24 protein-coding genes and 1 riboswitch are annotated in these 25,527 nt (G+C 68.9%); of the genes, 8 read left to right on the top strand and 16 right to left on the bottom strand.

Annotation, left to right across the window (positions count from 1 at the left end):
• Nucleotides 1-29 precede the first annotated feature (29 nt).
• Both DMO17_RS18335 and leuS read right to left on the bottom strand, forming a co-directional pair.
• Nucleotides 30-641 (bottom strand): LPS-assembly lipoprotein LptE, encoded by a 612-nt coding sequence (locus tag DMO17_RS18335; RefSeq protein ID WP_110683920.1) that lies wholly within the window; start codon nt 639-641, stop codon nt 30-32.
• Between the two features lie 46 nt (nt 642-687).
• Nucleotides 688-3,300 (bottom strand): leucine--tRNA ligase, encoded by a 2,613-nt coding sequence (gene leuS / locus DMO17_RS18330; RefSeq protein WP_110683919.1) that lies wholly within the window; start codon nt 3,298-3,300, stop codon nt 688-690.
• Nucleotides 3,301-3,480: 180 nt separating this feature from the next.
• Between leuS and DMO17_RS18325 the strand changes: the two genes are divergently transcribed.
• Together DMO17_RS18325 and DMO17_RS18320 are read left to right on the top strand one after the other, a co-directional pair.
• Nucleotides 3,481-3,930 (top strand): hypothetical protein, encoded by a 450-nt coding sequence (locus DMO17_RS18325; RefSeq protein ID WP_110683918.1) that lies wholly within the window; start codon nt 3,481-3,483, stop codon nt 3,928-3,930.
• Nucleotides 3,931-3,994: 64 nt separating this feature from the next.
• Nucleotides 3,995-4,762 carry a YdcF family protein gene (locus DMO17_RS18320; protein ID WP_110683917.1) on the top strand — a complete coding sequence of 256 codons (768 nt, stop codon included), beginning with the start codon at nt 3,995-3,997 and terminating at the stop codon, nt 4,760-4,762.
• 24 nt (nt 4,763-4,786) lie between these two features.
• Here the strand turns inward: DMO17_RS18320 and lnt are convergent, their stop codons facing one another.
• From lnt to miaB, 5 genes are all read right to left on the bottom strand, one after another.
• The gene (gene lnt / locus DMO17_RS18315) at nt 4,787-6,325 is read right to left on the bottom strand and encodes an apolipoprotein N-acyltransferase (protein ID WP_110683916.1); all 1,539 of its coding nucleotides are present in this window, start codon (nt 6,323-6,325) and stop codon (nt 4,787-4,789) included.
• 119 nt (nt 6,326-6,444) lie between these two features.
• Nucleotides 6,445-7,281, bottom strand: a complete 837-nt coding sequence (locus DMO17_RS18310) for an HlyC/CorC family transporter (protein ID WP_110683915.1) — start codon at nt 7,279-7,281, stop codon at nt 6,445-6,447.
• 19 nt (nt 7,282-7,300) lie between these two features.
• Nucleotides 7,301-7,756, bottom strand: a complete 456-nt coding sequence (gene ybeY / locus DMO17_RS18305; RefSeq protein WP_110683914.1) for an rRNA maturation RNase YbeY — start codon at nt 7,754-7,756, stop codon at nt 7,301-7,303.
• Nucleotides 7,749-8,741: a PhoH family protein gene (locus DMO17_RS18300; protein WP_110683913.1), complete on the bottom strand. Its 993-nt coding sequence runs from the start codon at nt 8,739-8,741 to the stop codon at nt 7,749-7,751. The genes ybeY and DMO17_RS18300 overlap by 8 nt, the downstream gene beginning before the upstream one ends.
• Before the next feature lie 97 nt (nt 8,742-8,838).
• Nucleotides 8,839-10,167 carry a tRNA (N6-isopentenyl adenosine(37)-C2)-methylthiotransferase MiaB gene (miaB, locus tag DMO17_RS18295; protein WP_110683912.1) on the bottom strand — a complete coding sequence of 443 codons (1,329 nt, stop codon included), beginning with the start codon at nt 10,165-10,167 and terminating at the stop codon, nt 8,839-8,841.
• Between the two features lie 131 nt (nt 10,168-10,298).
• Here miaB and DMO17_RS18290 point away from each other — a divergent pair, with 131 nt between their 5' ends.
• On the top strand, nt 10,299-10,622 hold the full coding sequence (locus DMO17_RS18290; RefSeq protein ID WP_110683911.1) for a DUF1820 family protein: 324 nt from the start codon (nt 10,299-10,301) through the stop codon (nt 10,620-10,622).
• A 3-nt stretch (nt 10,623-10,625) separates the two neighbouring features.
• Here DMO17_RS18290 and DMO17_RS18285 read toward each other — a convergent pair whose 3' ends face one another.
• From DMO17_RS18285 to DMO17_RS18270, 4 genes are all read right to left on the bottom strand, one after another.
• Nucleotides 10,626-11,234 carry a tetratricopeptide repeat protein gene (locus DMO17_RS18285; RefSeq protein ID WP_110683910.1) on the bottom strand — a complete coding sequence of 203 codons (609 nt, stop codon included), beginning with the start codon at nt 11,232-11,234 and terminating at the stop codon, nt 10,626-10,628.
• A gap of 134 nt (nt 11,235-11,368) precedes the next feature.
• Entirely contained in the window at nt 11,369-12,652 is a 1,284-nt protein-coding gene (hemL, locus tag DMO17_RS18280; protein ID WP_110683909.1) for a glutamate-1-semialdehyde 2,1-aminomutase, read from the bottom strand.
• 28 nt (nt 12,653-12,680) lie between these two features.
• Entirely contained in the window at nt 12,681-13,304 is a 624-nt protein-coding gene (thiE, locus tag DMO17_RS18275) for a thiamine phosphate synthase (protein WP_110683908.1), read from the bottom strand.
• Between the two features lie 8 nt (nt 13,305-13,312).
• Nucleotides 13,313-14,110, bottom strand: a complete 798-nt coding sequence (locus tag DMO17_RS18270; RefSeq protein WP_110683907.1) for a hydroxymethylpyrimidine/phosphomethylpyrimidine kinase — start codon at nt 14,108-14,110, stop codon at nt 13,313-13,315.
• Between the two features lie 192 nt (nt 14,111-14,302).
• On the opposite strand from DMO17_RS18270, the gene DMO17_RS18265 reads away from it, so the two are divergent.
• The 3 genes from DMO17_RS18265 to DMO17_RS18255 all read left to right on the top strand — a co-directional run bounded on the left by DMO17_RS18265 (nt 14,303) and on the right by DMO17_RS18255 (nt 19,091).
• Nucleotides 14,303-16,690 carry a hybrid sensor histidine kinase/response regulator gene (locus tag DMO17_RS18265; protein WP_110683906.1) on the top strand — a complete coding sequence of 796 codons (2,388 nt, stop codon included), beginning with the start codon at nt 14,303-14,305 and terminating at the stop codon, nt 16,688-16,690.
• Nucleotides 16,691-16,804: 114 nt separating this feature from the next.
• A complete protein-coding gene (locus DMO17_RS18260; RefSeq protein WP_110683905.1) occupies nt 16,805-17,440 on the top strand; it encodes a TetR/AcrR family transcriptional regulator in 636 nt (211 codons plus the stop codon).
• A 1-nt stretch (nt 17,441) separates the two neighbouring features.
• On the top strand, nt 17,442-19,091 hold the full coding sequence (locus DMO17_RS18255) for an acyl-CoA dehydrogenase family protein (protein WP_110683904.1): 1,650 nt from the start codon (nt 17,442-17,444) through the stop codon (nt 19,089-19,091).
• Here the strand turns inward: DMO17_RS18255 and DMO17_RS18250 are convergent.
• Together DMO17_RS18250 and DMO17_RS19745 are read right to left on the bottom strand one after the other, a co-directional pair.
• Nucleotides 19,084-20,247: an MFS transporter gene (locus tag DMO17_RS18250; protein WP_110683903.1), complete on the bottom strand. Its 1,164-nt coding sequence runs from the start codon at nt 20,245-20,247 to the stop codon at nt 19,084-19,086. The two genes, DMO17_RS18255 and DMO17_RS18250, sit on opposite strands and share 8 nt — an antisense overlap.
• Nucleotides 20,248-20,357: 110 nt before the next feature.
• Nucleotides 20,358-20,495 (bottom strand): hypothetical protein, encoded by a 138-nt coding sequence (locus DMO17_RS19745; RefSeq protein ID WP_181418818.1) that lies wholly within the window; start codon nt 20,493-20,495, stop codon nt 20,358-20,360.
• Nucleotides 20,496-20,595: 100 nt separating this feature from the next.
• Nucleotides 20,596-20,793, top strand: a riboswitch (cobalamin riboswitch).
• 54 nt (nt 20,794-20,847) lie between these two features.
• On the opposite strand from DMO17_RS19745, the gene DMO17_RS18245 reads away from it, so the two are divergent.
• Entirely contained in the window at nt 20,848-21,528 is a 681-nt protein-coding gene (locus DMO17_RS18245; protein WP_110683902.1) for an energy-coupling factor ABC transporter permease, read from the top strand.
• Between the two features lie 6 nt (nt 21,529-21,534).
• Here the strand turns inward: DMO17_RS18245 and DMO17_RS18240 are convergent, their stop codons facing one another.
• Nucleotides 21,535-22,233 carry a hypothetical protein gene (locus tag DMO17_RS18240; protein WP_110683901.1) on the bottom strand — a complete coding sequence of 233 codons (699 nt, stop codon included), beginning with the start codon at nt 22,231-22,233 and terminating at the stop codon, nt 21,535-21,537.
• A 112-nt stretch (nt 22,234-22,345) separates the two neighbouring features.
• Between DMO17_RS18240 and amn the strand changes: the two genes are divergently transcribed.
• Entirely contained in the window at nt 22,346-23,812 is a 1,467-nt protein-coding gene (gene amn, locus DMO17_RS18235; RefSeq protein ID WP_375538032.1) for an AMP nucleosidase, read from the top strand.
• Between the two features lie 69 nt (nt 23,813-23,881).
• Here the strand turns inward: amn and DMO17_RS18230 are convergent, their stop codons facing one another.
• Together DMO17_RS18230 and ahr are read right to left on the bottom strand one after the other, a co-directional pair.
• The gene (locus tag DMO17_RS18230) at nt 23,882-24,358 is read right to left on the bottom strand and encodes a GNAT family N-acetyltransferase (protein WP_110683899.1); all 477 of its coding nucleotides are present in this window, start codon (nt 24,356-24,358) and stop codon (nt 23,882-23,884) included.
• Nucleotides 24,355-25,380 (bottom strand): NADPH-dependent aldehyde reductase Ahr, encoded by a 1,026-nt coding sequence (gene ahr, locus DMO17_RS18225; protein WP_110683898.1) that lies wholly within the window; start codon nt 25,378-25,380, stop codon nt 24,355-24,357. Before ahr ends, DMO17_RS18230 begins: the two co-directional genes overlap by 4 nt.
• Nucleotides 25,381-25,527: the final 147 nt, after the last annotated feature.

Raw genomic sequence — 25,527 nt, 5'->3', positions numbered from 1 at the left:
GCTGGGGCCGCAGAAGCGGCCCCTGGGTCTTACTGGCTGATCGGCAGCTGGATCGGCGACTGCAGCGGCGCCGATTCCTGCTCGGCGCGGCGCGCGGCGGCAGCGGCTTCCGCTTCCGCGGCGGCACGCGCCTCGGCCTCCTGCTGCAGCTGCTCCAGCTGGGCCGGGCTCAGCAGCTGCAGGCGCAGGGACATCTGCTGGACCAGTTCGCGGCGCATTTCCTGGCGCAACTGGCCGGACTCCTGGCTGGAGCCGATCAGGTTGTTCTCGTCGTGCACATACACGCTCTGCACTTCCAGCTTGTCTCGGAGCAGCAGCAGGTTCTTCTCGCCGCGGATCTCGTAGTCCAGGCGGGTGGTCAGCTCGTACTCGGCGCTGCGTGCGCTGCTGGTGACGCTGGCGGTGCGCTGGGTTTCCTGCTCGTTGGCCAGGAACAGGCGGTAGGGCGCGCCGCTGTGCACCTTGACGCCGCTGTTTTCCAGCAGCTGCTGCAGTTGCTTGGCGGTGTCGCCATAGGCGTTGCGTGCCTGCAGGTCGATTTCCTTGATGGCGAACTCGGCGCTGCCGGTACCGCGCAGCTGGAAGCCGCAGGCGCTGAGCAGGACGGCGAGGCCGATGACCAGCATGTTCCGTTTCATCATTGTTTTCTTCCCCTTGAGACTCCCGGCGCCGCGGCGCCGGGCTTGATCAGTTGGCGACTATGTTGACCAGCTTGCCCGGCACGACGATGACCTTGCGGATGGTCACGCCCTCGGTGAAGCGCTGCACGTTCTCGTTGGCGCGGGCGGCGGCCTCGACTTCCTCGCGGGAGGCCGAGGCGGGCACCTCGATCTGGCCGCGCAGCTTGCCGTTGACCTGGATGACCAGGGTCAGGCTGTCCTGCACCAGGGCCGACTCGTCCACCTGCGGCCACTGCGCGTCGATGATCGCGCCGGCCTTGCCCAGGCGCTGCCATAGTTCGTGGCATATGTGCGGGGTGATCGGCGCCAGCAGCAGGGCCACGGTCTCCAGGCCTTCCTGCAGCAGGGCGCGGTCCTGTTCGCTGGCAGTGGCGGCCTTCTCCAGCACGTTCATCAGGGTCATCACCTGGGCGATGGCGGTGTTGAACTTGTGGTGCTGGCCCACGTCGTTGCTGGCCTGCTTGATGGCCAGGTGGATGGCGCGGCGCACGGCCTTCTGCTCGTCAGTCAGGCTGGCGACGTCCAGCTGGCCCGGCAGACCTGCACTGACGTGGCTGTGGGCCAGGCGCCAGACGCGACGGAGGAAGCGGTTGGCGCCCTCGATGCCGGCATCCGACCATTCGCAGCTCATGTCGGGCGGCGAGGCGAACATCATGAACAGGCGGCAGGTGTCGGCGCCGTAGGCGTCGATCATGGCCTGCGGGTCCACGCCGTTGTTCTTCGACTTGGACATCTTCTCGGTGCCGCCGATTTCCACCGGCAGGCCGTCGCTCTTCAGCTTGGCGCCGATGACCTTGGCCTTGGCGTCACGCTCGACTTCCACGTCGGCCGGGTTGAACCAGTCCTTGCCGCCGTTTTCCAGTGTGCGGTAGTAGGTCTCGGCGACCACCATGCCCTGGGTCAGCAGGTTCTTGAACGGCTCGTTGGAGGTGACCAGGCCTTCGTCGCGCATCAGCTTGTGGAAGAAGCGCGCGTACAGCAGGTGCAGGATGGCGTGCTCGATGCCGCCGATGTACTGGTCCACCGGCAGCCAGTGGTTGGCGGCCTGCGGGTCGACCATGCCGCCGGTGTAGTTCGGCGAGGCGTAGCGCGCGTAGTACCAGGACGACTCGACGAAGGTGTCCATGGTGTCGGTTTCGCGCTTGGCCGGGCTGCCGCATTTCGGGCAGCTGCACTCGTAGAACTCGGGCATCTTGGCCAGCGGGCTGCCGGCGCCGTCCGGCACCACGTCTTCGGGCAGCACCACCGGCAGCTGGTCTTCCGGCACCGGCACGTCGCCGCAGCTCGGGCAGTGGATGATCGGGATCGGGCAACCCCAGTAGCGCTGGCGGCTGATGCCCCAGTCGCGCAGGCGGAACTGGGTCTTGCGCGCGCCATGGGCGCTGGCTTCGAGGTCGCCGACTATGGCGTCGAAGGCGGCGCTGAAGTCCAGGCCGTCGTACTTGCCGGAGTTGATGGTGGTGAGGCCGGCCTTGTCGCCATACCAGTCCTGCCAGGTGCTGGTGTCGTAGTCCTTGTCCGCCGCGACATACACCTGCTTGATCGGCAGGTCGTACTTGTTGGCGAACTCGAAGTCGCGCTCGTCGTGCGCCGGCACGGCCATCACAGCGCCTTCGCCGTAGCCCCACAGCACGTAGTTGGCGACGAATACCGGCAGCTTGTCGCCGGTCAGCGGATGGATGACGAACTGGCCGGTGGCCAGGCCCTTCTTCTCCATGGTGGCCATATCGGCCTCGGCCACGGAGCCGGATTTGCACTCGGCGATGAAGGCGGCAATGGCCGGGTTGGATTCGGCGGCGCGCTGGGCCAGCGGGTGCTCGGCGGCCACTGCGACGTAGGTGGCGCCCATCAGGGTGTCCGGGCGGGTCGAGTAGACCTTCAGCTGGCCTTCCACGCCGATGCTGGCGACGTCGTAGTCGAACACGATGTCGGCACCGAAGCTCTTGCCGATCCAGTTGCGCTGCATGGTCTTGACCTGCTCGGGCCAGCCTTCCAGCTCGTCCAGGCTGCTCAGCAGCTCTTCGGCGTAAGCGGTGATCTTGAAGTAGTACATCGGGATTTCGCGCTTCTCGATCAGCGCGCCCGAACGCCAGCCACGGCCGTCGATGACCTGCTCGTTGGCCAGCACGGTCTGGTCCACCGGGTCCCAGTTCACGGTGCCGTTCTTGCGGTAGATCACGCCCTTCTCGAACAGGCGGGTGAACAGCCACTGCTCCCAGCGGTAGTAGTCCGGCTTGCAGGTGGTGACTTCGCGGGTCCAGTCGATGGCCAGGCCCAGCGATTTCAGCTGGGACTTCATGTAGGCGATGTTCTCGTAGGTCCACTTGGCCGGCGCGACCTTGTTCTTCATCGCCGCGTTCTCGGCCGGCATGCCGAAGGCGTCCCAGCCCATCGGCTGCAGTACGTTCTTGCCCTGCATGCGCTGGTAGCGGGCGATCACGTCGCCGATGGTGTAGTTGCGCACGTGGCCCATGTGCAGCTTGCCGCTCGGGTAGGGGAACATCGACAGGCAGTAGAAGGTGTCCTTGCCCGGCTGTTCGGTCACGACAAAGGACTTCTGCGCGTCCCAATGGGCTTGGGCGGCGGCTTCGATTTCACGGGGCGAATACTGTTCGTGCATGGGCTTCGGCGCTGAAAAATGGGGCTTGCGAGAAACGCCGTAGCATACATGACCCCCTTGGATTCAGGGAAACCCTGATTGTGCCGCGCCCGCCGTTTGTCGCGGCGCCCGGCCGCGCTCCGGCCCGGCGCTAAGCTTGCCTGTAGGGGCGCGCAGGTCGGCGCCCGGTCGAGGTGGTGGATGGCTGAGTTGCGGCGAAGGGAAGAGGCAGGTGGGCTCTACGAGCGGCTGTTGCAGCGCCTGGCCCTGGCCCTGGAGGAAGCGGACAGCGCTTCCCGCCTGCACCAGGCCGCACCGCTAGAGCTGGAGCTGAGCGGTCTGACCCCGGCGGAGATGCAGCTGATCCGCGCCTACCTGGACCGTGATCTCAACTGGCTGCGTGGCTGGCATGCCGCCGCCGAGGAACTGGCGGTGATCGAGCAGGCGCCGGCGGTCGTGACGCGGGCGGCGGGCAAGTTGCCGCCCAGGGCGGCCGGCAAGGCGCCGGTGCGCGGCAAGTCGACGCTCAAGAAACGCCAGCCGCTGTGCTGTGCCCTGTGCGGTGCGGCGGCGCAGATCCAGCGTGGCGAAGGGGTGTTGCCGTGCGTCTCCTGCGGCTCCAAGCTGTTCCGCGCCGGTCAGCCGCGCTAGCCCCTGCAGATCGGGCTCGACTCCCCAAGGCGTAGCTCATAACCTCCGGGCACTGGAGGTGCCCATGGAACTGCGCTTCATCCTCAAACAGCTGCTCCTGCCGCCCGGCGGCCTGCTCCTGCTGATCCTACTGGCCTGGCTGCTGTGGGCCTGGCTGGGACGGCCGCGTCTGGCGTCCGTCTGCCTGCTGCTCGGCCTGGGCGGCTTGTGGTTGCTCAGCCTGCCGGCCGTGGTGGAGTGGTCGGCGCGTCTGCTCGAACGCGAGCCGGCGCTGGCCGAGGCGCAATGGCCGGCACTGGCGCAGCGCGCCGAGGCGATCGTGGTGCTCGGCTCCGGGCGCGAGGAGGCCGATCCTGCCTGGGGCAGCGACCAGCCCAGCGTCACTGCCGTCGAACGCCTGCGCTATGCGGCGCGCCTACAGCGCGCCGCCCAGCTGCCGGTGCTGATCAGCGGCGGCCTGCACTACGGCCAGCCGCCCAGCGAGGCGGCACTGATGGCTGAGGCGCTGCAGCGCGACTTCGGCGTGGCAACCCGCTGGCGCGAGGAGCGTAGCCGTACCACCTGGGAGAACGCGCTGTTTACTGCCGAGCTGCTCAAGGCAGAGGGCGTGAGCCGCGTGGTGCTGGTCACCCAGGCGGCGCACATGCCGCGGGCGCGCTGGTGCTTCGAGCGCGCCGGGCTGCAGGTGGTGGCGGCGCCGCTGGGTTTTCTCGGCGTGCCCAACGAGCGCCCGCTGGGCGGCTGGCTGCCGGAGGGCAAGGCTCTGTGGCAGAGCACCCGGCTGCTCAACGAGGCCCTCGGGCTGCTCCTCTATCCGCTTCTGTATCGCTGAGTCGGTGCGCCGCGCGGCCGTTGTTCAGGCCGCCTGCAGGGCGACGCCGCGTGCCGCGCGGCGGCGGGCGACGAAGGCCCAGCCCAGCAGCAGGCTGCACAGCACGACCAGCGGCCAGGCGCGCCACAGCAGGTAGGGCGTCAGGCCCTGCATCGGCTGCACCTCGCCGTACAGGACGGCCTGCTGGAACTGCGGGATCTGCACGCTGATGCGGCCCTGCGGGTCGATCAGCGCGGTGACGCCGTTGTTGGTGGCGCGGATCATCCAGCGCCCGGCCTCGAGGGCGCGCATCTGCGCCATCTGCAGGTGCTGCAGCGGGCCGATCGAGGTGCCGAACCAGGTGTCGTTGCTCACCGTCAGCAGCAGGTCGCTGCGGGCGGCCAGGCCGGCGGCGAATTCCGGGTAGACCACCTCATAGCAGATGAACGGCGCGATTTTCAGGCCCTTGGCCTGCAGCGGAGCCTGGTCGGCGGGGCCGCGGGCGAAGTCGGACATCGGCAGGTCGAAGAAGGCGATCAGCCCGCGCAGCACTTCCTGCAGCGGCACGTACTCGCCGAAGGGCACCAGCTTCTGCTTGAGGTAGGTGCCCTCGCCCCAGCCGGTGACGGTGATCGCGTTGTAGTAGCGCTTCTCGCCGTGCTCGTTGGCCTGGCGCAGCGGCACGCCGGTGATCAGTGCGGCATCGCGCTCGGCGGCCACCCGGCCCATCACATTGAGGTAGCCCTCGGCGTATTCCTTGAGCACCGGCACGGCGGTTTCCGGCCAGACGATCAGGTCGGCAGCTTGGCTGCTCAAGGTCATGTCGCGGTACAGCGCCAGCTGGGCGTCCAGCTGCTCCGGGTCCCACTTGAGGTTCTGCTCGATATTGCCCTGCAGGGCGGCGACCTTGAGTGGCTCACCCTTGCGTTCGGTCCAGGCATGGCCATTCAGTGCCAGACCGGCGATCCAGGGGGCCAGCAGCAGGAGCAGGGCGGCGGCCAGGCGCGGCTTGTCGCCCAGCAGGCGCGGCAGGTTGACCAGCAGGGCGGCGGACAGGGCCAGCACCAGCGAGATCAGCCACATGCCGCCGACTGGTGCCAGTCCGGCCAGCGGGCCGTGCAGCTGGCTGTAGCCGGCGTAGAGCCAGGGGAAACCGGTGAGGAACCAGCCGCGGAAGGCCTCCTGGGCCAGCCACAGGGCGGCGAAGGCCAGGGCGTCGCCGATCGGCGCGTCGTTGCGGCGCAGCCAGCGCGCCCACAGCCAGGCCGCCAGGGCGAAGAACAGTGCGATCCCGGCACAGAATCCGAAGGTGAGGAAGGCGGCCAGGGCCGGCGAGGCGGCACCATAGTCATGGATGCTGACATAGACCCAGCTGGTGCCGGCGAGGAACAGGCCGATGCCGTAGAGCCAGCCGCGCAGCAGGGCCTGGCGCGGGTTCAGCCCACGCAGGCCGAGGTAGAACAGGGCGATGGCCAGCAGGGCCAGCGGCCAGATATCGAAGGGGGCCAGGGCCAGGGTGGTGCAGGCGCCGCCGGCGATGGCCAGCAGGTTGCCCGGCCAGCCGGGTTGGGTGATCCAGCGCATCGTGCGTCCTTGATCGGGAATCAGGCGGGCAAGGGTACTGGAAGGTCGGGAGGCGGGGTAGGGTGCGCGGCACGCACCCTGTATCGGCGAGTGACCGGGGGCGCTCGGCGCCCCATGGGTCAACGTTCCAGCGGGGTCAGGCGCAGCAGGTGCACGCGGCGGCTGTCGGCGTTGAGCACGCGGAAGCGATACTCGCCGATCTCGGTCACTTCGTTGCGCTTGGGCAGGTGGCCGAAGGCGTTCATCACCAGGCCGCCGACGGTGTCGAACTCGTCGTCGGGGAACTCGGTGTCGAAGGCCTGGTTGAAGTTGTCGATCGGGGTCAGCGCCTTGATCAGGAAGTCGCCGGAGGGCAGCGGCTTGATGTAGCTGTCCTCCTCGACGTCGTGCTCGTCCTCGATGTCGCCGACGATCTGCTCCAGCACGTCCTCGATGGTCACCAGGCCGGCCACGCCGCCGTACTCGTCGATGACCACGGCCATGTGGTTGTGGTTAGCGCGGAACTCGCGCAGCAGCACGTTGAGGCGCTTGGACTCCGGCACGAAGGTGGCCGGGCGCAGCAGTTGCTTGATGTCGAACGGCTTGTCGCCGCCCAGGATCAGCGGCAGCAGGTCCTTGGCCAGGAGGATGCCGATGACTTCATCCAGGCTCTCGCCGATCACCGGGTAGCGCGAGTGGGCGGAATCGATTATCGCCGGGAGGAACTCCTGCGGCGACTGGCTGGCCTTGATGCTGACCATCTGCGAGCGCGGCACCATGATGTCGCGCACCTGCAGGTCGGCGACCTGGATGGCGCCCTCGACTATGGCCAGCGCCTCGCTGTCGAGCAGCTTGTTCTGGTGGGCTTCGCGCAGGACTTCCAGCAGTTCCTGGCGGTTTCTCGGCTCATGAGCAAAAGCCTGGGTCAGCTTGTTGAACCAGGACTTCTGCTCGTTGCTCGATCGGTCTTCGCTCATGGTGTTTCTCGGTGCCTTCTTATTCTTCGGCGTAGGGGTCGGGATGCCCCAGTTCGGCCAGCAATTCTCGTTCCAGCGCCTCCATCTCCTCGGCTTCCTCGTCCTCGAGGTGGTCGTAGCCGAGCAGGTGCAGGCAGCCATGGATGACCAGATGGGCCCAGTGGGCCTCCAGGGCCTTGCCCTGTTCGCGGGCCTCGCGCTCGACCACCGGCACGCAGATCACCAGGTCGCCGAGCAGCGGGATGTCGAGGATGCCTTCGGGGATTTCGGTGGGGAAGGACAGCACGTTGGTGGCGTAGTCCTTGTGCCGCCAGGTGCGGTTCAGTTCGCGGCCCTCGTCCTCGTCGACCAGGCGGATGGTCAGCTCGGAGTCGGCCGTGCGCTGGCGCAGGGCCAGCTCGCACCAGCGCCGCAGCTGCGCCTCAGCGGGCAGGGTGGTGGCGCTGGAAGCATTCTGCAGGTCCAGTTCAAGCATCGCGCGGGCTGTCCTTGCCGGGCTGGCGCTCCTCGAAGCGCTCGTAGGCCTCGACGATGCGCTGCACCAGGGGGTGGCGCACCACGTCCTTGGGCTTGAAATGGGTGAAGCTGATGCCCGGCACGTCCTTCAGCACTTCCATCACGTGGCCGAGGCCGGACTTGGTGCCGCGCGGCAGGTCGACCTGGGTGATGTCGCCGGTGATCACGGCGGTGGAGCCGAAGCCGATACGGGTGAGGAACATCTTCATCTGCTCGAGGGTGGTGTTCTGACTCTCGTCGAGAATGATGAAGCTGTTGTTAAGGGTACGGCCGCGCATGTAGGCCAGCGGGGCGATCTCGATCACCTGCTTCTCGATCAGCTTGGCCACCGTCTCGAAGCCGAGCATCTCGTACAGCGCGTCATACAGCGGGCGCAGGTAGGGGTCGATCTTCTGCGCCAGGTCGCCGGGGAGGAAGCCGAGCTTCTCGCCGGCCTCGACCGCCGGTCGTACCAGCAGGATGCGCCGCACCTGTTCGCGCTCCAGCGCGTCCACCGCGCAGGCCACCGCCAGGTAGGTCTTGCCGGTGCCAGCCGGGCCGATGCCGAAGTTGATGTCGTTGTCGAGGATCGCCTTGACGTAGCGCTGCTGGTTGGCGCCGCGCGGCTTGATCACGCCCTTCTTGGTGCGTAGGGCGATGCCGGCGTCGGCCTTGCCGCTGTCCAGCGCTTCCAGACCGGATTCCTGCAGGTACAGGTGGACCAGGTCGGGCGACAGCTCGGCGCTCTTGGTCTCGCGGTAAAGGCGGCGCAGCAGGTTCTCGGCGGACTGGGTGTGGCGGGGCTCGCCGACCAGTTCGAACTGGTTGCCGCGGTTGCGGATTTCGATGGCCAGGCGTTGTTCGATCAGGCGCAGGTGCTCGTCGAATTGCCCGCAGAGGTTGGCGAAGCGGCGTGCTTCGAAGGGTTCGAGGATGAAGCGATGGGGTTCTATGGGCGCGTTCAATGTGGTCCGGTTGCCGCTGTGCGGCGGGAATGATGGTCGAAGGATAACCCCAGGCGCCCGAGGGCGAAAGTTCGGGCGCCTGTCCGCGGGCTAGCCGTTAGTCGATAAGGGTGCCGCGCAGCGAGTGGGGCAGGGCGTCGTCGATGTGCACCAGGGCGAACTGGCCGATCAGGCGCGGGTTGCTGGCGCGGAAGTTGACGATGCGGTTGTTCTCGGTACGGCCCTGGAGCATGCCCGGGTCCTTCTTCGAGTAGTCGCTGACCAGGATGCGCTGGGTGCTGCCGACCATCCGTCGGCTGATCTCGAAGCCCTGTTGGTGGATGCGCGTCTGGAGGATCTGCAGGCGCTGCTTCTTCACCTCTTCCGGGGTGTCGTCGACCAGGTCCGCCGCCGGGGTGCCGGGGCGCGAGCTGTAGATGAAGGAGAAGGAGAAGTCGAAGCCGACGTCCTCGATCAGCTTCATGGTCTGTTCGAAGTCCTTGTCGGTCTCGCCGGGGAAGCCGACGATGAAGTCCGAGCTGATGCAGATGTCCGGCACCGCCGCGCGCAGCTTGCGGATGCGCGACTTGTATTCCAGCGCCGTATGGTTGCGCTTCATCGCTGCCAGGATGCGGTCCGAGCCGGACTGTACCGGCAGGTGGAGGAACTTCACCAGCTGCGGGATCTCGGCGTGGGCCTGGATGATGGCGTCGGAGAACTCCAGCGGATGGCTGGTGGTGTAGCGGATGCGCTCGATGCCGTCGATGGCGGCCACCGCATAGAGCAGTTCGGCAAAGTCGGCGATGCGCCCGTCCGGGGTCTCGCCGCGGAAGCCGTTGACGTTCTGGCCGAGCAGGGTGACTTCCTTGACGCCTTTCTCGGCGAGCTGGGTGATCTCCAGCAGCACGTCGGCCAGCGGGCGGCTGACTTCTTCGCCGCGGGTGTAGGGCACCACGCAGAAGGTGCAGTACTTGCTGCAGCCTTCCATCACCGAGACGAAGGCGCTGGGGCCGTCGACGCGCGGCTCGGGCAGGCGGTCGAACTTCTCGATCTCGGGGAAGCTGATGTCGACCTGGGCCTTCCTGGTGGTGCGCGCGGCGTCGATCATCTCCGGCAGGCGGTGCAGGGTCTGCGGGCCGAATACCACGTCGACATAGGGCGCGCGGTCGCGGATGGCGGCGCCTTCCTGGCTGGCCACGCAGCCGCCGACACCGATCACCAGGTCGGGGTTGTCCTGCTTCAGCTCGCGCCAGCGGCCCAGCTGGGAGAACACCTTCTCCTGGGCTTTTTCGCGGATCGAGCAGGTATTGAGGAGGATCACGTCGGCTTCCGCCGGGTTCTCCGTGACTTCCAGGGCCTGGTGTTCGCCCAGCAGGTCGACCATGCGCGAGCTGTCGTACTCGTTCATCTGGCAACCGTGGGTCTCGATATAAAGCTTCTTGGCCATCTGTCTTCGTCGGGGTGGTTCGGATGAACCGCGCATTATAGGCGGCGACCACCCGGCTTCCTAGGCTTGCCGGCCCGGTGGCTGTGCTAACATGCGCGCCCCGATTTGCAGCCGTCCTCTATTCTTCCCCCATGAGCAAGCGCGAACCCATCTACAAGGTGATCTTCCTCAACCAGGGCCAGGTGTACGAGATGTACGCCAAGCAGATCTATCAAAGCGATCTGTGGGGCTTCCTGGAGGTGGAAGAGTTCGTCTTCGGCGAGCGCACCCAGGTGGTGGTCGACCCCAGCGAGGAGAAGCTCAAGGCGCAGTTCGAGGGTGTGGTGCGCAGCTTCGTGCCGATGCACGCGATCATCCGCATCGACGAGGTGGAGCGCCTGGGCACGCCGAAGATCAGCGAGGCCAGGGGCGGCGGCAACGTGATGCCGTTCCCCATGCCGATGCCGGAGAAGTGAGGCTCAGTTCGGCGCGAAGGCCGGCACCTGCGGGCTGCCAAGGGTGTTGCCCGGCGCCGGGGTGAAGCCCGAGCCGGGCGCGGCCGGGGCGCTGTCGATGTTCTGCAGCTCCAGCAGGTAGCTGCGGAAGATCTGCCCCAGCACCTGGCTGGCGGCCTGCAGCTCTTCGCGTTGCATGCGCTCGGCGACCTGGTCGGCGCTGTCCATGGCCTCGTCCGAGCCATTCACCGCCGCCATCTTCAGCACTATGTAGGCCTGCACGTTGTTGGCCGGCACCCCTTCGCCGCGGAAGAACATGGTGCCCAGGCGCAGCTGGGCCTGGGCGTTGCCCTGCAGCGAGGCCTGCTCGAACCAGTGCAGGGCCTGGGGCAGGTCGCGCGGGGCGCGCTGGCCGTCGTAGAAGAATTCGCCGAGTTCGTACTGGGCCTGGGCATCGCCCTGGCGGGCCTGCTCCTGGCAGGCCGCCACGGCCTGGGGCAGGTCCTCGGCGGCGCTGTCCAGCGAGCAGCGGCCCGTGGCCGGCACCAGCAACGAGTTGTCGCCTGCGTGGGCCAGCAGGGGGGGAACAAGCAACAGGCAACCGAGGAGCAGGTTGCGGCCGGTGCGGCTCATGGAAATCGGAACGCCTCGCGAACGGTCGGGCCTCATGCCCAGCCGGCTGAATGCGCCGGCCATCACATTATGTGATAAGCCGGTGCGTCCTTACAAAGTCTTTGCCGGATTTCTCGCAGCGCCCTTCCAGGCCCTCACTTGAGCCTGGCGAAGGCGCGCTCGGCGGCGGCGAAGGTGATCTCCAGTTCCTTGTCGCCGTGGGCGATGGAGGTGAAGCCGGCCTCGAAGGCGCTCGGCGCCAGGTAGACGCCGCCTTCCAGCATCAGGTGGAAGAACTGGTTGAAGCGTGCCGCGTCGCTGGCCATCACATCATTGAAGGTGACGATGTCGTCGGCTCCGCTGAAGTACAGGCCGAACATGGCGCCAGCCTGGGTGGTGACGAAGGGGATGCCGGCGGCATCGGCGCGCTCCTGCAGGCCGGCCAGCATGCGGCTGGTGAAGTCGGACAGCTCGGCGTGGAAGCCCGGGCGGCTGATCAGCTTGAGGGTGGTCAGGCCGGCGGCCATGGCCAGCGGGTTACCGGACAGGGTACCGGCCTGGTAGACCGGGCCTAGCGGGGCGATGCACTCCATGATCGCGCGCTTGCCGCCGAAGCAGCCGACCGGCATGCCGCCGCCGACGATCTTGCCGAAGGTCGACAGGTCCGGGGTGACGCCGTAGTGCGCCTGGGCGCCGCCGAGGGCGACGCGGAAGCCGGTCATCACCTCGTCGAAGATCAGCACCACGCCGTGCTTGTCGCACTGCTCGCGCAGGCCTTCGAGGAAACCCGGTGCCGGCGGCACGCAGTTCATGTTGCCGGCCACCGGCTCGACGATGATGCAGGCGACGGTCGAACCGACTTCGGCGAGGGTCTTCTCGACGGCAGCGATGTCGTTGTAGGGCAGGGTCAGGGTGTGCTTGGCGAAGTCCGCCGGCACACCGGCCGAGCTGGGCACGCCCTGGGTCAGCAGGCCGGAGCCGGCCTTGACCAGCAGGCTGTCGGAGTGGCCGTGGTAGCAGCCTTCGAACTTGATGATGGCGTCGCGGCCGGTGTAGCCGCGGGCCAGGCGGATGGCGCTCATGGTCGCCTCGGTGCCGGAGCTGACCATGCGCACCAGCTCCATGGACGGCACGATGGCGCAGACCAGGTCGGCCATCTCCACTTCCAGCGCGGTCGGCGCGCCATAGGACAGGCCGTGTTCCAGCTGCTTGCGCACCGCGTCCAGCACCTGCGGGTGGGCGTGGCCGAGGATCATCGGGCCCCAGGAGCCGACGTAGTCGACGTAGCGCTTGTCGTCCTCGTCGATCACATAGGCGCCTTCGGCGTGCTTGAAGAACAGCGGGGTGCCACCGACGCTGCGGAAGGCGCGCACCGGCGAGTTGACGCCGCCGGGGATGTGTTTCTGGGCGTTGGCGAACAGGACTTCGGAACGGGACATGGCGGCTCTCTTTCTAAAGGGGCTCGAATCAGGAAGCAGTGAACAGCGCGCCGAAGGCACGCGCGCGGGCCTCCACCTCGGTGGCGGAGGGCGCGGAGAACAGGGCATGGACTACTGCCAGCAGGTCGGCGCCACGGCTGATCAGCCCGGCGCCGTTGTCCAGGCCGACGCCGCCGATGGCGGTAATCGGCAGGGCGAAGCGCGCGCGCGCCTGCTCCAGCAGTTCAGGCGTGGCGCTCGGCGCGCCGGGCTTGGTCTGCGAGGTGAAGAAGCGGCCGAAGGCGATGTAGCTGGCGCCTTCGCCGGCGGCCTGCTCGGCCAGCTGCAGGCTGGCGTGGCAGGTGGCGCCGATGATCGCCTTGCGCCCGAGCAGGGCGCGGGCGGCGGACAGCGAGCCGTCGCCCTGGCCCAGGTGCAGGCCGACGCCCAGGCGCGCGGCCAGTTCGGCGTCGTCGTTGATGATCAGCTCGGCGCCGTGGCGCGCACAGAGTTCGGCCAGGGCCGAGGCTTCGCGCAGGCGACGGGCCTGGTCGGCGGACTTGTCGCGGTACTGCAGCAGGCGCGCGCCGCCTTTCAGGGCCGCTTCCACATAGGGCAGCAGGCGACCCTCGGCCAGCAGCTGGCTGTCGGTGATGGCGTAGAGGCCGCGCAACGGGCCACTCACGAGCAGAAGTCCAGCGGCAGGCGGCGCGGCACGAACTGGCCGTGGCCGGGCTGTTCGGCGTCGCGCAGGGTGCGCCAGGTGTAGTCGAGGGCGCTGCGCACGGCGCTGACCACTTCCTCGCCCAGGGCCAGGCGGCCGGCCAGGGTGCTGGCCAGGGTGCAGCCGGAGCCGTGGTAGCTGCCTGGCAGGCGGGCGCAGGTGAAGGTGTGGCAGTCGCCGCCGCGCACGTAGAGGCGGTTGTGCACCTCGGCCTCATCGCCGTGGCCGCCGGTGATCAGCAGGTGCTGGCAGTAGGCCGAGAGCTTCGCCGCGCATTCGTCCGCCGTGCCCTCGGGCAGCTCGGCGAGGATGCGCGCTTCCGGCAGGTTGGGTGTGGCCACGGCAGCGATCGGCAGCAGGCGCTCGCGCATGGCGTAGCCGACGTCGTCCTTGCCCAGCGAGCCGCCGCCGCCGGCGCGCAGCACCGGGTCGCAGACCAGCGGCACGCCAGGCAGCGCCTGCATGATCTCGACCACGGTATCGACCATTTCGACCGAGCCGAGCATGCCCAGCTTGACGGCGGCCACCGGTAGGTCGGCGATGATGGCGCGGGCCTGGGCCAGCACCCAGTCGCGGTCGAGCACGCGGAAGTCGCTGACGTTGACTGTGTCCTGCACGGTCAGCGCGGTGACCGCCGGGGCGGCGTGGCAGCCCTGGGCGAGCAGGGCTTCGATGTCCGCCTGCAGGCCGGCACCCCCGGAGGGATCATGACCGGACAGGCAGAGGACGACGGGGCGGGAGTTGTGTCTGTTCATGGCCGGCGAGCTTACCACCTGGCGGCCGGACCACCCAATTGCCGGGGCGCGACAACTTGTCCGGGCGGCCGGATTTTTCCGCAAGCCCCTGTGATAGAGTGCCGGCATACCAAATACAGAAGGATTCTGTGCGCCGTCCCCGTGGGAGATGAGGGCTCCCGGACGGCTGCGCACGAATTCGGGCGGGCCTGCATGCGTTTCCTAGTCTTTGTTGTTCTGTTCAGTCTTTCCTGGCTGGCCCGCGCCGTCGAATTCGACGAGCATGCCGGCTACCTGCCGCTCGGCCCGCACATGCAGGTGTTCGAGGACGTGCGCGGTGATGCGACCATCGACCAGGTCAGCTCGGCGGCGCTGGACGGCAGCTTCCGTACCAACGGCAAGCCGGTGCTCAACGCCGGCTACTCGCGCTCGGTGTTCTGGCTGCGGGTCGACTTGCTGTACAAGCCCCGGCAGCTCGACGAGCACAAGCACTGGCTGCTGGAGCTGGCCTATCCGCCACTCGACCACCTGGAGCTGTACCTGCCGGATGGCGCCGGCGGCTACCGCCTGGCCGGCCGTACCGGCGACGCCTTGCCCTTCTCCAGCCGGCAGATCAAGCAGAACAACTACCTGTTCAACCTGGAACTGCCGCCGGGGCAGAGCCAGCGCATCTACCTGCGCGCGCAGAGCCAGGGCTCGATGCAGATGCCACTGGGGCTGTGGGCGCCGGAGGCCTTCATCGAGGCGCAGCCGACGCGCATCTACGTGCTCGGCATCATCTACGGCGTGCTGCTGGTGATGCTGATCTACAACCTGTTCATCTACCTAAGCGTCCGCGACACCAGCTACCTCTACTACATCCTCTACATCGCCTCCTTCGGCCTGTACCAGGTGTCGGTCAACGGCGCCGGCATCCAGTACTTCTGGCCCGACGACCCCTGGTGGGCCAATGCCTCCACGCCCTTCCTGATCGGCTCGGCGGCGCTGTTCGGCTGCCAGTTCGCGCGCAGCTTCCTGCACACCGGCGAGCACAGCCCCTGGGTCGACCGCGCCCTGCTCGTGCTGATGGCGCTCGGCGCGCTGGTGATGCTGCTGGCCCTGACCAGCAGCTACGCCACCGCCCTGCGCCTGGCCACTTCCCTGGCGCTGGCCTTCACCGTGGTGATCTTCAGCGCCGGCGTGCTGGCCTGGCTGCGCGGCATGCGCGTGGCGCGCTACTTCATCTTCGCCTGGACCGCCTTCCTGGTCGGCGGGGTGATCAACACCCTGATGGTGCTGGGCTACCTGCCCTATAGCTTCTTCACCATGTACGCCAGCCAGTTCGGTTCGGCGCTGGAGGTCGGCCTGCTGTCGCTGGCCCTGGCCGACCGCATCAACGCGATGAAGGAAGAGCGCACGCGCATCCTGCAGCAGGCCGGTCGCGAGCTGGAGGCGCTGAACCGCGAGCTGGCCGACAGCAACCGGCTCAAGGACGAGTTCCTCGCCACCGTCACCCACGAGCTGCGCACGCCGATGAACGGGGTGATCGGCTCCCTGGAGCTGATGCAGACGGTGAAGATGGACGTCGAGCTGGAGCAGTACCAGAAGACCGCCGCCGCCTCGGCGCGCGACATGATGCGCATGGTCAACGACATCCTCGCCCTCACCGAGCTGCAGGCCGGCAAGCTGTACCCGCGGCGCGAGCCGTTCAGCCTGCGCGGCCTGGTCGACGGCCTGCGCGCGCAGTACTGCCCGCGCGCCACCGACAAGGGCCTGGAGTTCGTCGTCGAGCTGGAGGACAGCCTGCCCGACACCCTCGAGGGCGACGCCGCCAAACTGGCGCAGGCGCTGGGCTACCTGCTCGACAACGCCATCAAGTTCACCCACCAGGGTCGCGTGGTGCTGCGCGTGGCCGCCGCCGGGCCGCTGGCCGGCAGCATGCCGCTGCGCATCGAGGTGCTGGACAGCGGCATCGGCTTCGTCACCCCCGAGGGCGGCAAGCTGTACCAGCGCTTCCGCCAGCTGGACGGCTCCATGACCCGCCAGTACGGCGGCCTGGGCATCGGCCTGGCGATCTGCCGGCAGCTGGTCGAGCTGCTCGGCGGCAGCCTGCAGCACCAGTCGCAGCCAGGGCAGGGCAGCGCCTTCGCCGTCACCCTGCAGCTCAGCCTGCCGGCCCAGCGCCAGGCCACGCCGCTCAGCCCGCGGCGCATCGGTGGGGTGCCGCAGCGCCGGCCGGAACAGTGCACCGTGCTGATCGTCGAGGACAACGCGATCAACCAGCTGGTCACCCGCGGCATGCTGCTCAAGCTCGGCTACCGGGTGCGTACCGCCGACAACGGTGCCGAGGCCCTGGAGATGCTGCGTGGCGAGCCGATCGACGCGGTGCTGCTGGACTGCCAGATGCCGGTAATGGACGGCTTCGCCACCTGCCGCGCGCTGCGCCACCTGCCCGGCTGCGCCGATCTGCCGGTGCTGGCCATCACCGCCCACAGCCACAGCGGCGACCGCGAGCGCTGCCTGGCCGCCGGCATGAGCGACTACCTGGCCAAGCCGGTGAAGTTCCTCGAGCTGCAGACCCTGCTGCACGACTGGGTGCTGTGCCAGCCGGCCAGCCACTGAGGCGCCGGTCTGTCGAAAGGCAATGATTCGGCCGCGATTTGGCCGGATCGTCCGCTTCACTGAAGAAGTGAATCGTGATTCACTGAGATGGACTCATGAACAGGGATCCAGCTCATGGCCTATCGCACCACCCCCGAACGCCTCGATCGCGCCCAGGAACTGCGCGAACGCATCCTTGCCTGCGCCCATGCGCGGGTCGCCGAGGGCGGCTTCGCCAGCCTGACCATGCAGGCCCTGGCCGAGGATGTGGGCATCGCCACCGGCAGCCTGTACCGCCACTTCAGCGGCAAGGGTGAGCTGGCCGCGGAAGTCTTCAGCAACGCCTGCCGCATCGAGGTGGACGCCCTGGCCGCGATTCTGCGTGCGCCCGGCCGCCCTGCCCGGCGCCTGGCCGCCGGCCTCGAGCAGTTCGCCGCGCGTGCCTGGCACAGTCGGCGCCTGGCCTTCGCCCTGATCGCCGAGCCGGTCGACCCGGAAGTGGACGAGCAGCGCCTGCTGTTCCGCGAGGCCTACGCCGAGCTGTTCGTCGAGCTGCTCGAAGAGGGCGTGCGCGCCGGCGAATTCCGCGTCGAGCAGGTCAACCTGGTGGCCGCCTGCCTGGTCGGCGCCATCGCCGAGGCCCTGGTCGGCCCGCTCTCGCCGGCGGCCCGCGCGGCCCGCGACGCCGGCCAGCCGGCGGCGGACCTGGCCGGCGTCAGTCAAACCCTGATCACCTTCTGCCTGCGCGCCGTCGGCGCCCCGGAGTCCTGACATGTCCCTGCAGCAGTACGCGGAAACCCACGAAGTGTTCAACCAGGTGCCGAGCCTCGATGGCGCCAACCTGTACCGCCTCGACCTGCCGCTGCAGGAGTGGACCCGGCGCTTCGGCGGCGGCTGGGCCGAGGACCAGCTGCAGGCCTACGGCGCCCTGGCCGGGGGGCCGCTGATGCAGGCCGGCTTCCTGGCCAACGAGAACAAGCCGGTGTTCAAGAGCCATGACCGCTACGGCAACCGCGTCGACCTGGTGGAGTTCCACCCGGCCTACCACGAGCTGATGCGCACGGCCATCGAACACGGCATCCCCTCGCTGCCCTGGCGTGACCCGCGCGAAGGCGCCCAGGTGGCCCGCGCCGCGCTGAACTACCTGCACAACCAGCCGGAGGCCGGCAACGCCTGCCCGCTGACCATGACCTACGCCGCCGTGCCGGCGCTCAAGCTGCAGCCGAACCTGGCCGAGATCTGGCTGCCGAAGATCCTCGCCACCCAGTACGACCCACGCAACGTCGGCATCGAACAGAAGGCCGGGGTTACCATCGGCATGGCCATGACCGAGAAGCAGGGCGGCACCGATGTGCGTGCCAATACCACCAGGGCCCATGCGGTCGGCATCCCCGGCCCGGGCCAGGCCTACGAGCTGGTCGGCCACAAGTGGTTCTGCTCGGCGCCGATGTGCGACGCCTTCCTCACCCTGGCCTACACCGACAAGGGCCTGAGCTGCTTCCTGCTGCCGCGCCATCGCCCGGACGGCACGCGCAACCAGTTCTACATCCAGCGCCTGAAGAACAAGCTGGGCAACTGGGCCAACGCCTCCAGCGAGGTGGAGTTCCGCGGTGCCCTGGCCTGGATGGTCGGCGAAGAAGGCCGCGGCGTGCCGACCATCATCGAGATGGTCGCGCTGACCCGCTTCGACTGCATGATCGGCTCCAGCAGCCTGATGCGTCAGGCCCTGACCCAGGCCGCGCACCACTGCGCGCATCGCAAGGTCGGCGGACGCGTGCTGGCCGAGCAGCCGCTGATGCAGAACGTGCTGGCCGACCTGGCCCTGGAGAGCGAGGCGGCGCTGGCCCTGACCATGCGCATGGGCAAGGCGCTGGACAACCCGCACATTGATCAGGAAGACAAGTTCGCCCGCCTGGTCACCGCCATCGGCAAGTACTGGATCTGCAAGCGCGCGCCCGCGATGATCAACGAGGCCCAGGAGTGCATGGGCGGCGCCGGCTATGTCGAGGAAACCATACTGCCGCGTCTGTACCGCGAGGCGCCGGTCAACTCGATCTGGGAAGGCTCGGGCAACGTGCAGTGCCTGGACGTGCTGCGCGCCCTGTCCAAGGAGGCCGGGGTGCTCGACGCGCTGTTCGCCGAGCTGGGCGACGGCCACGGCGACGCGCGCCTGAAGGCGCACATCGGCAAGCTGCAGGCCGACTTCCGCGACACCGCCGACATCCAGTACCGCGCCCGCCAGCTCACCGAAGACGTGGCCGTGGCCCTGCAGGCCAAGCTGCTGCTGGAGGCCGGCAACGCCACGGTGTCCGACGCCTTTATCGCCAGCCGCCTGGGCGAGGGCGGCCGCGTCTACGGCACCCTGCCGCGTTGCGTCGACGCCGAGGCGCTGCTGGCGCGCAGCACCCCGCACCTCACCTGAGCCGGGGCAGCGCCCGCCGCGCCAGCGGCAGGGCGCCCAGGGCCGCCACCACGAACAGGCTGGCGGCCAGGCACAGGGCCAGCGGCAGGCCCTGCGGGCCGACGTCCATCAGCGCACCGCTGAGCAGCGGGCCGAGCAGGCTGCCGACACCCCAGAGCAGGCCGACGCAGGCATTGGCGGTGACCAGGTCGGGGCCACGAAAGTGCTGGCCGATCAGCACCAGGGCCAGGGTGTAGATGCCGCCGGCCGCCGCGCCGAGCAGCACCAGCGCCGGCCATAGCAACTCACGCTGGACGATCAGCCAGGGCAGGGCCAGGCCCAGGGCTAGCGTCAGCACCCCGCAGCCCAGGTGCAGGGCGCGCCGGTCGAGGCGGTCGGACAGCCAGCCCAGCGGCACCTGGAACAGCATGTCGCCGGCCAGGATCACGCTGGCCATCAGCGCCGCCACGCCCACCGCCCAGCCGTGGCCGCTGGCGTACACCGGGAACAGCGACAGCACCACCGCATCGAAGAAGGCGAAGAACAGCACGCCCAGGCACAGCGCCGGGGCCACGCGGATGATGCCGAGCAGGGAAAAGCGCCGCGGCCCCGCTTCGGTCGGCTCCGACCAGGCGGCCGGCAGGCTGTGCCAGACCAGCGTCAGGGCCAGCAGGTTGGCCAGCACCACCAGCAGCACCGGCCAGGCGCTCTGCGCGCCGAACAGGCCGATCATCGCCGGGCCGCCCAGCTGGCAGCCGGTGAAGCAGGCGGCGTAGAGCGCGACGACCTGGCCGCGCCGGCGTTCGTCGCAGAGCTCGTTGACCCAGGATTCGCCGAGGATCACCAGCACGCCCATGCCGATGCCCAGCAGCAGGCGCGCGCCGGCCAGCAGCGCCAGCGGCGGTTCGGTCGGCAGCAGCGCGGCAGTGCCCAGCAGGCACAGGGTGAAACAGGCCAGGTACAGCCGGCGCCCGCTGTAGCGCCGGCTCAGGCGGCCGACCAGCAGGGCGGCGAGGATCATGCCGGCCGCCGGCAGCGCCGAGAAAAGGCCGATCAGCAGGCTGCCGGAGCCGCTCGCGTGCAGGCGCAGGGCCACCAGCGGCAGACTGGTGCCCATGCTCAGGCCGACCACGGACACGGCGAAGATCAGAACGGCGAGAAGCCAGGAAGAACGCATCGAATACTCCCACCCGCCAGCACCTGGCGGGTCTTGCAAGCATGAAAGACGGCTGCCCGCGAGTGCGCGGGCGAGACGGGGTCGGGACTCTGCGCGGGGCAGAGGCGCGTTCAGGCGGCGGGGGGAGAGAAGGTGAAGGCGAACAGTACGCTGCGCCGGCGGCGTTGCAGGGCGTCACGCGGCCAGGTGCGCGCCAGCAGCCGCGGGTCGGGCTGGGCGGAGCAGGGCAGGTGGGCGAGCGACGACATGGCGGCGGTGGACGGCGTGATCTGTAGGGCGCGCAGTCTAGGACGGGGCCTGGCCGGGGTCAATGCGTGGCGGACGGGCTGTCTTTTGCCGGCGCATGGCGCTAAGGTGGCCGCCGATGGTTCCGCCCCTCGGGCGGATGAAAAGGGAACAGGGTGCGGCGCGTGTCGCCAATGCCCTGGCTGCCCCCGCAACTGTAAGCGGCGAACGACGCCCACACGCCACTGGCCCGAACGGCTGGGAAGGCGGGCGAAGTGCCAAGCCGCGAGCCAGGAGACCTGCCATCGCCTGCGGGCGTTCGCGCCCATTCCTCCATCCGAACCGTCGCGCGGTGGGCGCGACCAAGGAACCCTCATGCACATCGAACCCGACGTCGTTGCCGGCGCCAAGCTCTTCCTCAGTTATGCCACCGCCGCAGGCGCCTTCGCGCTCACGGCCAAGCTCGCCCGCGACAGCCTGCGCGACAATGGCGGGGCAGCTGCCCTGGCCCTGCGCAGCCTGCTCACCACGGCCCTGGTGTTCTGCTTCTTCGAGGTCCTGCCGCACCATCCGGTGGGCGTCTCGGAAGTCCACCTGATCCTCGGCTCGACCCTGCTGCTGCTGTTCGGCGCCGGCGCCGCGGCCATCGGCCTGGCCGCCGGCCTGCTGCTGCAGGGCCTGCTGTTCGCCCCGTTCGACCTGCCGCAGTACGGCATGAACGTCACCACCCTGCTGTTGCCGCTGTGGGGTATCCACCTGCTGGCCCGGCGCATCATCCCGGCGCGCACCGCCTATGTGGACACCAGCTACAGGCAGGCCCTGGCGCTGTCCACCGCCTACCAGGGCGGCATCGTCGCCTGGGTGGCCTTCTGGGCCTTCTACGGCAACGGCTTCTCCGCCGAGAACCTGCTGTCCGTCGGCAGCTTCGGTCTGGCCTACATGAGCGTGATCCTGCTCGAGCCGCTGATCGACCTGGGCGTGCTGGCTGTTGCCAAGACCCTGGCCCGCTACAGCCAGGGGCCGCTGTTCAACGTGCGCCTGCACAAGCCGGCCTGAGGTCGTTCAGCGCCGCTGCCAGAGCATCTCGCCGGTGTTGCTCTCGGTCACCAGGAAGGGCGCGCGGAAGCGGTAGCGCGCCGCCGGCTGGTACTCGCGCGCGCCCTTCAGCTGCACCAGCAACAGGCCCTGCTCGCTGCGCCAGCGCCCGCTGTACTGCAGCTCGCCGGGGCGGTCGTAGCTCCACTCGCTGCCGCCGCTGACGCTGCGGCGCCACTGGTCGATGCTGCCGTCGGCGCGGATGCGCAGGGTGGTCACGCTGCCCGGCCCGCCCAGCGCGGCATCGCCGTCCTGCTCGTAGACCCAGGTACCGACCAGGCTCGGGTCGTGGTCGGGGTCGGCTGGCGGTGGTGGCGGGGCGACCCGCTGGAACAGGCCCTCGCGCACCAGCGTCGCGCCGCTGGCGGGGTCGCGCGCGGCCAGGCTGGCGGCGAGCATGTCGTTGGCGTAGTTGGCGTTCATGTTGGCCAGCACCTGGCCGGAATCCGCATCGCTGATCTGCGCCTGCAGCGCCTGGCCATCGAAGCTGCCGCTGAGGCGGAAGCTGCGGCTGCCCTCGCGGTATTCGCCCTCCACCCGCTGCTCCTGGCTGCGCAGGATCAGCTCGGTCGGCCGCTCGTCCAGCGTGCCCTGGTAGCGACCATCCAGCTCGGCGGCCAGGGCCGGGGCGGCAAGCAGCAGGCAGAGGATCGGCAGACGGTACACGGCGGCTCTCCTTGGCGGCGGTAGAACAAGCCTAGATGGCCCGCGCCGGGTTTGCCGGCGGCGGGCGCCGAGGCGCAAGATAGGGCCATCGCCACAGCCAGGAAGCTGCCCCGTGAGTGCTACCGATTTCGTCGTCGCCCGTACCGCCGAGGAGGCCGTCGAGCGCCTCGCCGAGCTGCATCGTCAGGCCAGCGGTGCGCTGAGCCTGGCGCTCAAGCGCTACCTCAAGGAACGCAGTCAGCCCGGCGAGGACGAGCGCGCGCTGTTCCGCTACCCCGAGCTGCGCCTGACCTACCACTGCCAGGGCGAGGTGCCGAGCAGCGTACGCGCCTACGCCAAGGTGCAGGTGCCAGGCACCTACCGGGTCACCGTGACCCACCCGCAGGACTTTCGCGGCTACCTGCTGGACCAGCTGCGCCCGCTGATGGAGGACTTCACCGTCACCGTCGAGGTCGGCTTCAGCCAGCAGAACATTCCCTACCCCTATGTGGTCGAGCAGGGCGACGAGCTGGCCGGTTCCGGGGTGAGCGCCGCCGAGCTGGCGCGGGTGTTCCCCAGCACCGACCTGTCCGCCGCCACCGACTCGGTGGCCGACGGCCTGTACGACTGGGGCGACAGCGGCGACCTGCCGCTGGCGCTGTTCGACGCTGCGCGCACCGACTTCTCCCTGCGCCGCCTGGTGCACTACACCGGCAGCGACTGGCGCCACGTGCAGCCGTGGATCCTGCTGACCAACTACCACCGCTATGTCGACCAGTTCATCCGCCACGGCCTGGAGCAGCTGCGCGAGAACCCGCGCTTCGTGCGCATGGTGCTGCCGGGCAACGTGATCATCGAGCGCGGCACCTCGGAGGAGGATGCCCAGGCGGTGGCCGACGCGGTGGTCTGGCACCGCTACCAAATGCCGGCCTACCACCTGATCGCCGCCGACGGCCACGGCATCACCCTGGTCAACATCGGCGTCGGCCCGTCCAACGCCAAGAACATCACCGACCACCTGGCCGTGCTGCGCCCGCACTGCTGGCTGATGATCGGCCACTGCGGCGGCCTGCGCCAATCGCAGACCATCGGCGACTACGTGCTGGCCCATGCCTACATGCGCAGGGACGGCATACTGGACCGGGTGCTGCCGCCGCACATTCCCATCCCGGCCCTGGCCGAGGTGCAGCAGGCCCTGCAGGACGCGGCGGCACAGGTCACCGGCGAGCGTGGCGAGACCCTGAAGAAGCGCCTGCGCACCGGCACCGTGCTGACCTACGACGACCGCAACTGGGAGCTGCACTGGGCCCACGAGCGGCCGCTGATCAACCTGGCCCGCGCCGTGGCGGTGGACATGGAGAGCGGCACCATCGCCGCCCAGGGCTACCGCCTGCGCGTGCCCTACGGCACCTTGCTGTGCGTGTCGGACAAGCCGCTGCACAGCGAGATCAAGCTGCCCGGCTCGGCCACCGGCTTCTACCAGCGCGCGGTCAGCCAGCACCTGGCGATCGGCATCGCCGCCCTCGACCGCCTGCGCTGCCAGCTCGACTCGCTGCACTCGCGCAAGCTGAGGAGCTTCGACGAGCCGCCGTTCCGCTAAGGGCCGCGGAGGCGCAAGCCTAGCCCGGATTGCATCCGGGCTACCACAGCGCGATGTAGGTCAGCCGGGTCAGGCGCCGCGCAGGCGCAGGTGCAGCAGCGGATAGGGCTTGTCGGCGCCATCCAGTTCGGAGCGGCCGATCCGCTCGAAGCCTTGGGCCAGGTAGAAGGCCACGGCGCCAGGGTTCTGTTCGTTGACGTCGACCAGGCGCACGCCGTCCTGCGCGATGGCGTGGCGCAGCAGGGCCTTGCCCAGGCCGCGGCCGTGCTGCGCCGGATCGACGAAGAGCATCTCCAGGCGGTCCTCGGCGGTGCCGCAGAAGCCCTGCAGCCGGCCCTGCTCGTCACGCAGGCAGGTCAGGCGCACCAGGTCGAAGTACTGCTCGGCGAGCATGCGCCGGTAGAACTGGATGTCGTCCTCGGCGAGGAAGTGGTGGGTGGCGCGCACCGCCGCCTCCCACACCTGCAGCAGGCGCGGCCGGTCGGTGCCGTCGACCGCGCCCAGGTGCCAGGTTGGGGCGCGGCGCCAGTGCAGCAGATCGCTCATCGGCTGGCGTCCAGCACCACCCGGTAGCGCGCCTTGCCGGCGCGCAGGTGGTCCAGTGCGGCGTTCACCTGGCTCATCGGGAAGTGCTCCACCTGCGGCAGGATCTGGTGGCGGGCGCAGAACTCGAGCATGGTCGCCATGCTCGACGGCGAGCCTACCGGCGAGCCGGACAGGCTCTTCTGCTGCGGAATCAGGCTGAACACGTGGGTGGGGATGGCGCTCGGCACTATGCCGACGAAGTGCAGGCGGCCCTTGCCGCGCAGGGTGGCGAGCAGGGCGTTCCAGTCCAGGTCGGCGCTGGCGGTGACCAGCAGGAAGTCGAGGGTGCCGGCGATGGCCTTGAGCGCCTTGCCGTCGGTGGACGCCACCACCTTGTGCGCGCCCAGGCGCATGGCTTCCTCCTGCTTGCTCAGCGAGGAGGTGAAGGCGGTGACCTCGCAGCCCCAGGCGTTGAGGAAGCGCAGGGCCAGGTGGCCGAGGCCGCCGATGCCGACCACGCCGACCCGGTCGGTGGGCTTGACGTCGAACTCCAGCAGCGGGCTGAACACCGTGGACCCGGCGCAGAACAGCGGGCCGACCAGCGCCGGGTCGAGCCCTGCCGGCAGCGGCACGGCCCAGGCCCAGTGCGCGCGCAGGCGATCGGCGAAGCCGCCGTGGCTGCCGACTATGGTCGGTTTCACCGTGCGACAGAGGTTGTGCGAGCCTTCCATGCACGAGCCGCAGTGCATGCAGCTGCCCTTGTACCAGCCGATGCCGACGCGCTGGCCGAGCTTGAGGCCGCGCACCTGCTCGCCGGCGCGGACGATGGTGCCGACCACCTCGTGGCCGGGGATGAAGGGATAGCGGGCGTTGCCCCACTCGTTGTCGATCATCGACTGGTCGGAGTGGCAGATGCCGCAGTACTCCACGGCCACCTCGACCTCCTCGGCGCCCAGCGGGCCGGGGTCATAGCTGTGGCGTTCGAGCGGCGCGCCCGGTGCGGTGGCGGCCCAGCCGGTGAAGGTGGCGAGTTCGGTACTCATGTGCGGCGTCCTCTGCAGTCGATGCGATGGCAGCAGCTTAGCCGGATGTGCGGCGCTGCGGCACATCATCAACGCGCTTGATGATGCTCGGTTAAACTGCGCGCTTTCCCTCTGTCGCGGAGCCCGCATGGCGCGCCCACCCCATCC

The sequence above is a fragment of the Aquipseudomonas alcaligenes genome (assembly GCF_003205495.1).
Lineage (GTDB): Bacteria > Pseudomonadota > Gammaproteobacteria > Pseudomonadales > Pseudomonadaceae > Aquipseudomonas > Aquipseudomonas alcaligenes_B.
The sequence above is the reverse complement of the archived record's forward strand: the minus strand, read 5'-3'. Positions and strand labels throughout refer to the sequence as shown.

Excerpts from the sequence above, each read along its gene's own strand:
- DMO17_RS18245 (WP_110683902.1), top strand. The coding sequence starts at position 20,848 with ATGCACATCGAACCCGACGTCGTTGCCGGCGCCAAGCTCTTCCTCAGT.
- DMO17_RS18320 (WP_110683917.1), top strand. The coding sequence starts at position 3,995 with ATGGAACTGCGCTTCATCCTCAAACAGCTGCTCCTGCCGCCCGGCGGC.
- DMO17_RS18325 (WP_110683918.1), top strand. The coding sequence starts at position 3,481 with ATGGCTGAGTTGCGGCGAAGGGAAGAGGCAGGTGGGCTCTACGAGCGG.
- DMO17_RS18310 (WP_110683915.1), bottom strand. The coding sequence starts at position 7,281 with ATGAGCGAAGACCGATCGAGCAACGAGCAGAAGTCCTGGTTCAACAAG.
- ahr (WP_110683898.1), bottom strand. The coding sequence starts at position 25,380 with ATGAGTACCGAACTCGCCACCTTCACCGGCTGGGCCGCCACCGCACCG.
- DMO17_RS18255 (WP_110683904.1), top strand. The coding sequence starts at position 17,442 with ATGTCCCTGCAGCAGTACGCGGAAACCCACGAAGTGTTCAACCAGGTG.
- miaB (WP_110683912.1), bottom strand. The coding sequence starts at position 10,167 with ATGGCCAAGAAGCTTTATATCGAGACCCACGGTTGCCAGATGAACGAG.
- DMO17_RS18270 (WP_110683907.1), bottom strand. The coding sequence starts at position 14,110 with ATGAACAGACACAACTCCCGCCCCGTCGTCCTCTGCCTGTCCGGTCAT.
- lnt (WP_110683916.1), bottom strand. The coding sequence starts at position 6,325 with ATGCGCTGGATCACCCAACCCGGCTGGCCGGGCAACCTGCTGGCCATC.
- DMO17_RS18335 (WP_110683920.1), bottom strand. The coding sequence starts at position 641 with ATGATGAAACGGAACATGCTGGTCATCGGCCTCGCCGTCCTGCTCAGC.
- DMO17_RS19745 (WP_181418818.1), bottom strand. The coding sequence starts at position 20,495 with ATGTCGTCGCTCGCCCACCTGCCCTGCTCCGCCCAGCCCGACCCGCGG.
- DMO17_RS18285 (WP_110683910.1), bottom strand. The coding sequence starts at position 11,234 with ATGAGCCGCACCGGCCGCAACCTGCTCCTCGGTTGCCTGTTGCTTGTT.
- DMO17_RS18250 (WP_110683903.1), bottom strand. The coding sequence starts at position 20,247 with ATGCGTTCTTCCTGGCTTCTCGCCGTTCTGATCTTCGCCGTGTCCGTG.
- hemL (WP_110683909.1), bottom strand. The coding sequence starts at position 12,652 with ATGTCCCGTTCCGAAGTCCTGTTCGCCAACGCCCAGAAACACATCCCC.
- leuS (WP_110683919.1), bottom strand. The coding sequence starts at position 3,300 with ATGCACGAACAGTATTCGCCCCGTGAAATCGAAGCCGCCGCCCAAGCC.
- DMO17_RS18290 (WP_110683911.1), top strand. The coding sequence starts at position 10,299 with ATGAGCAAGCGCGAACCCATCTACAAGGTGATCTTCCTCAACCAGGGC.
- ybeY (WP_110683914.1), bottom strand. The coding sequence starts at position 7,756 with ATGCTTGAACTGGACCTGCAGAATGCTTCCAGCGCCACCACCCTGCCC.
- DMO17_RS18260 (WP_110683905.1), top strand. The coding sequence starts at position 16,805 with ATGGCCTATCGCACCACCCCCGAACGCCTCGATCGCGCCCAGGAACTG.
- DMO17_RS18265 (WP_110683906.1), top strand. The coding sequence starts at position 14,303 with ATGCGTTTCCTAGTCTTTGTTGTTCTGTTCAGTCTTTCCTGGCTGGCC.
- DMO17_RS18230 (WP_110683899.1), bottom strand. The coding sequence starts at position 24,358 with ATGAGCGATCTGCTGCACTGGCGCCGCGCCCCAACCTGGCACCTGGGC.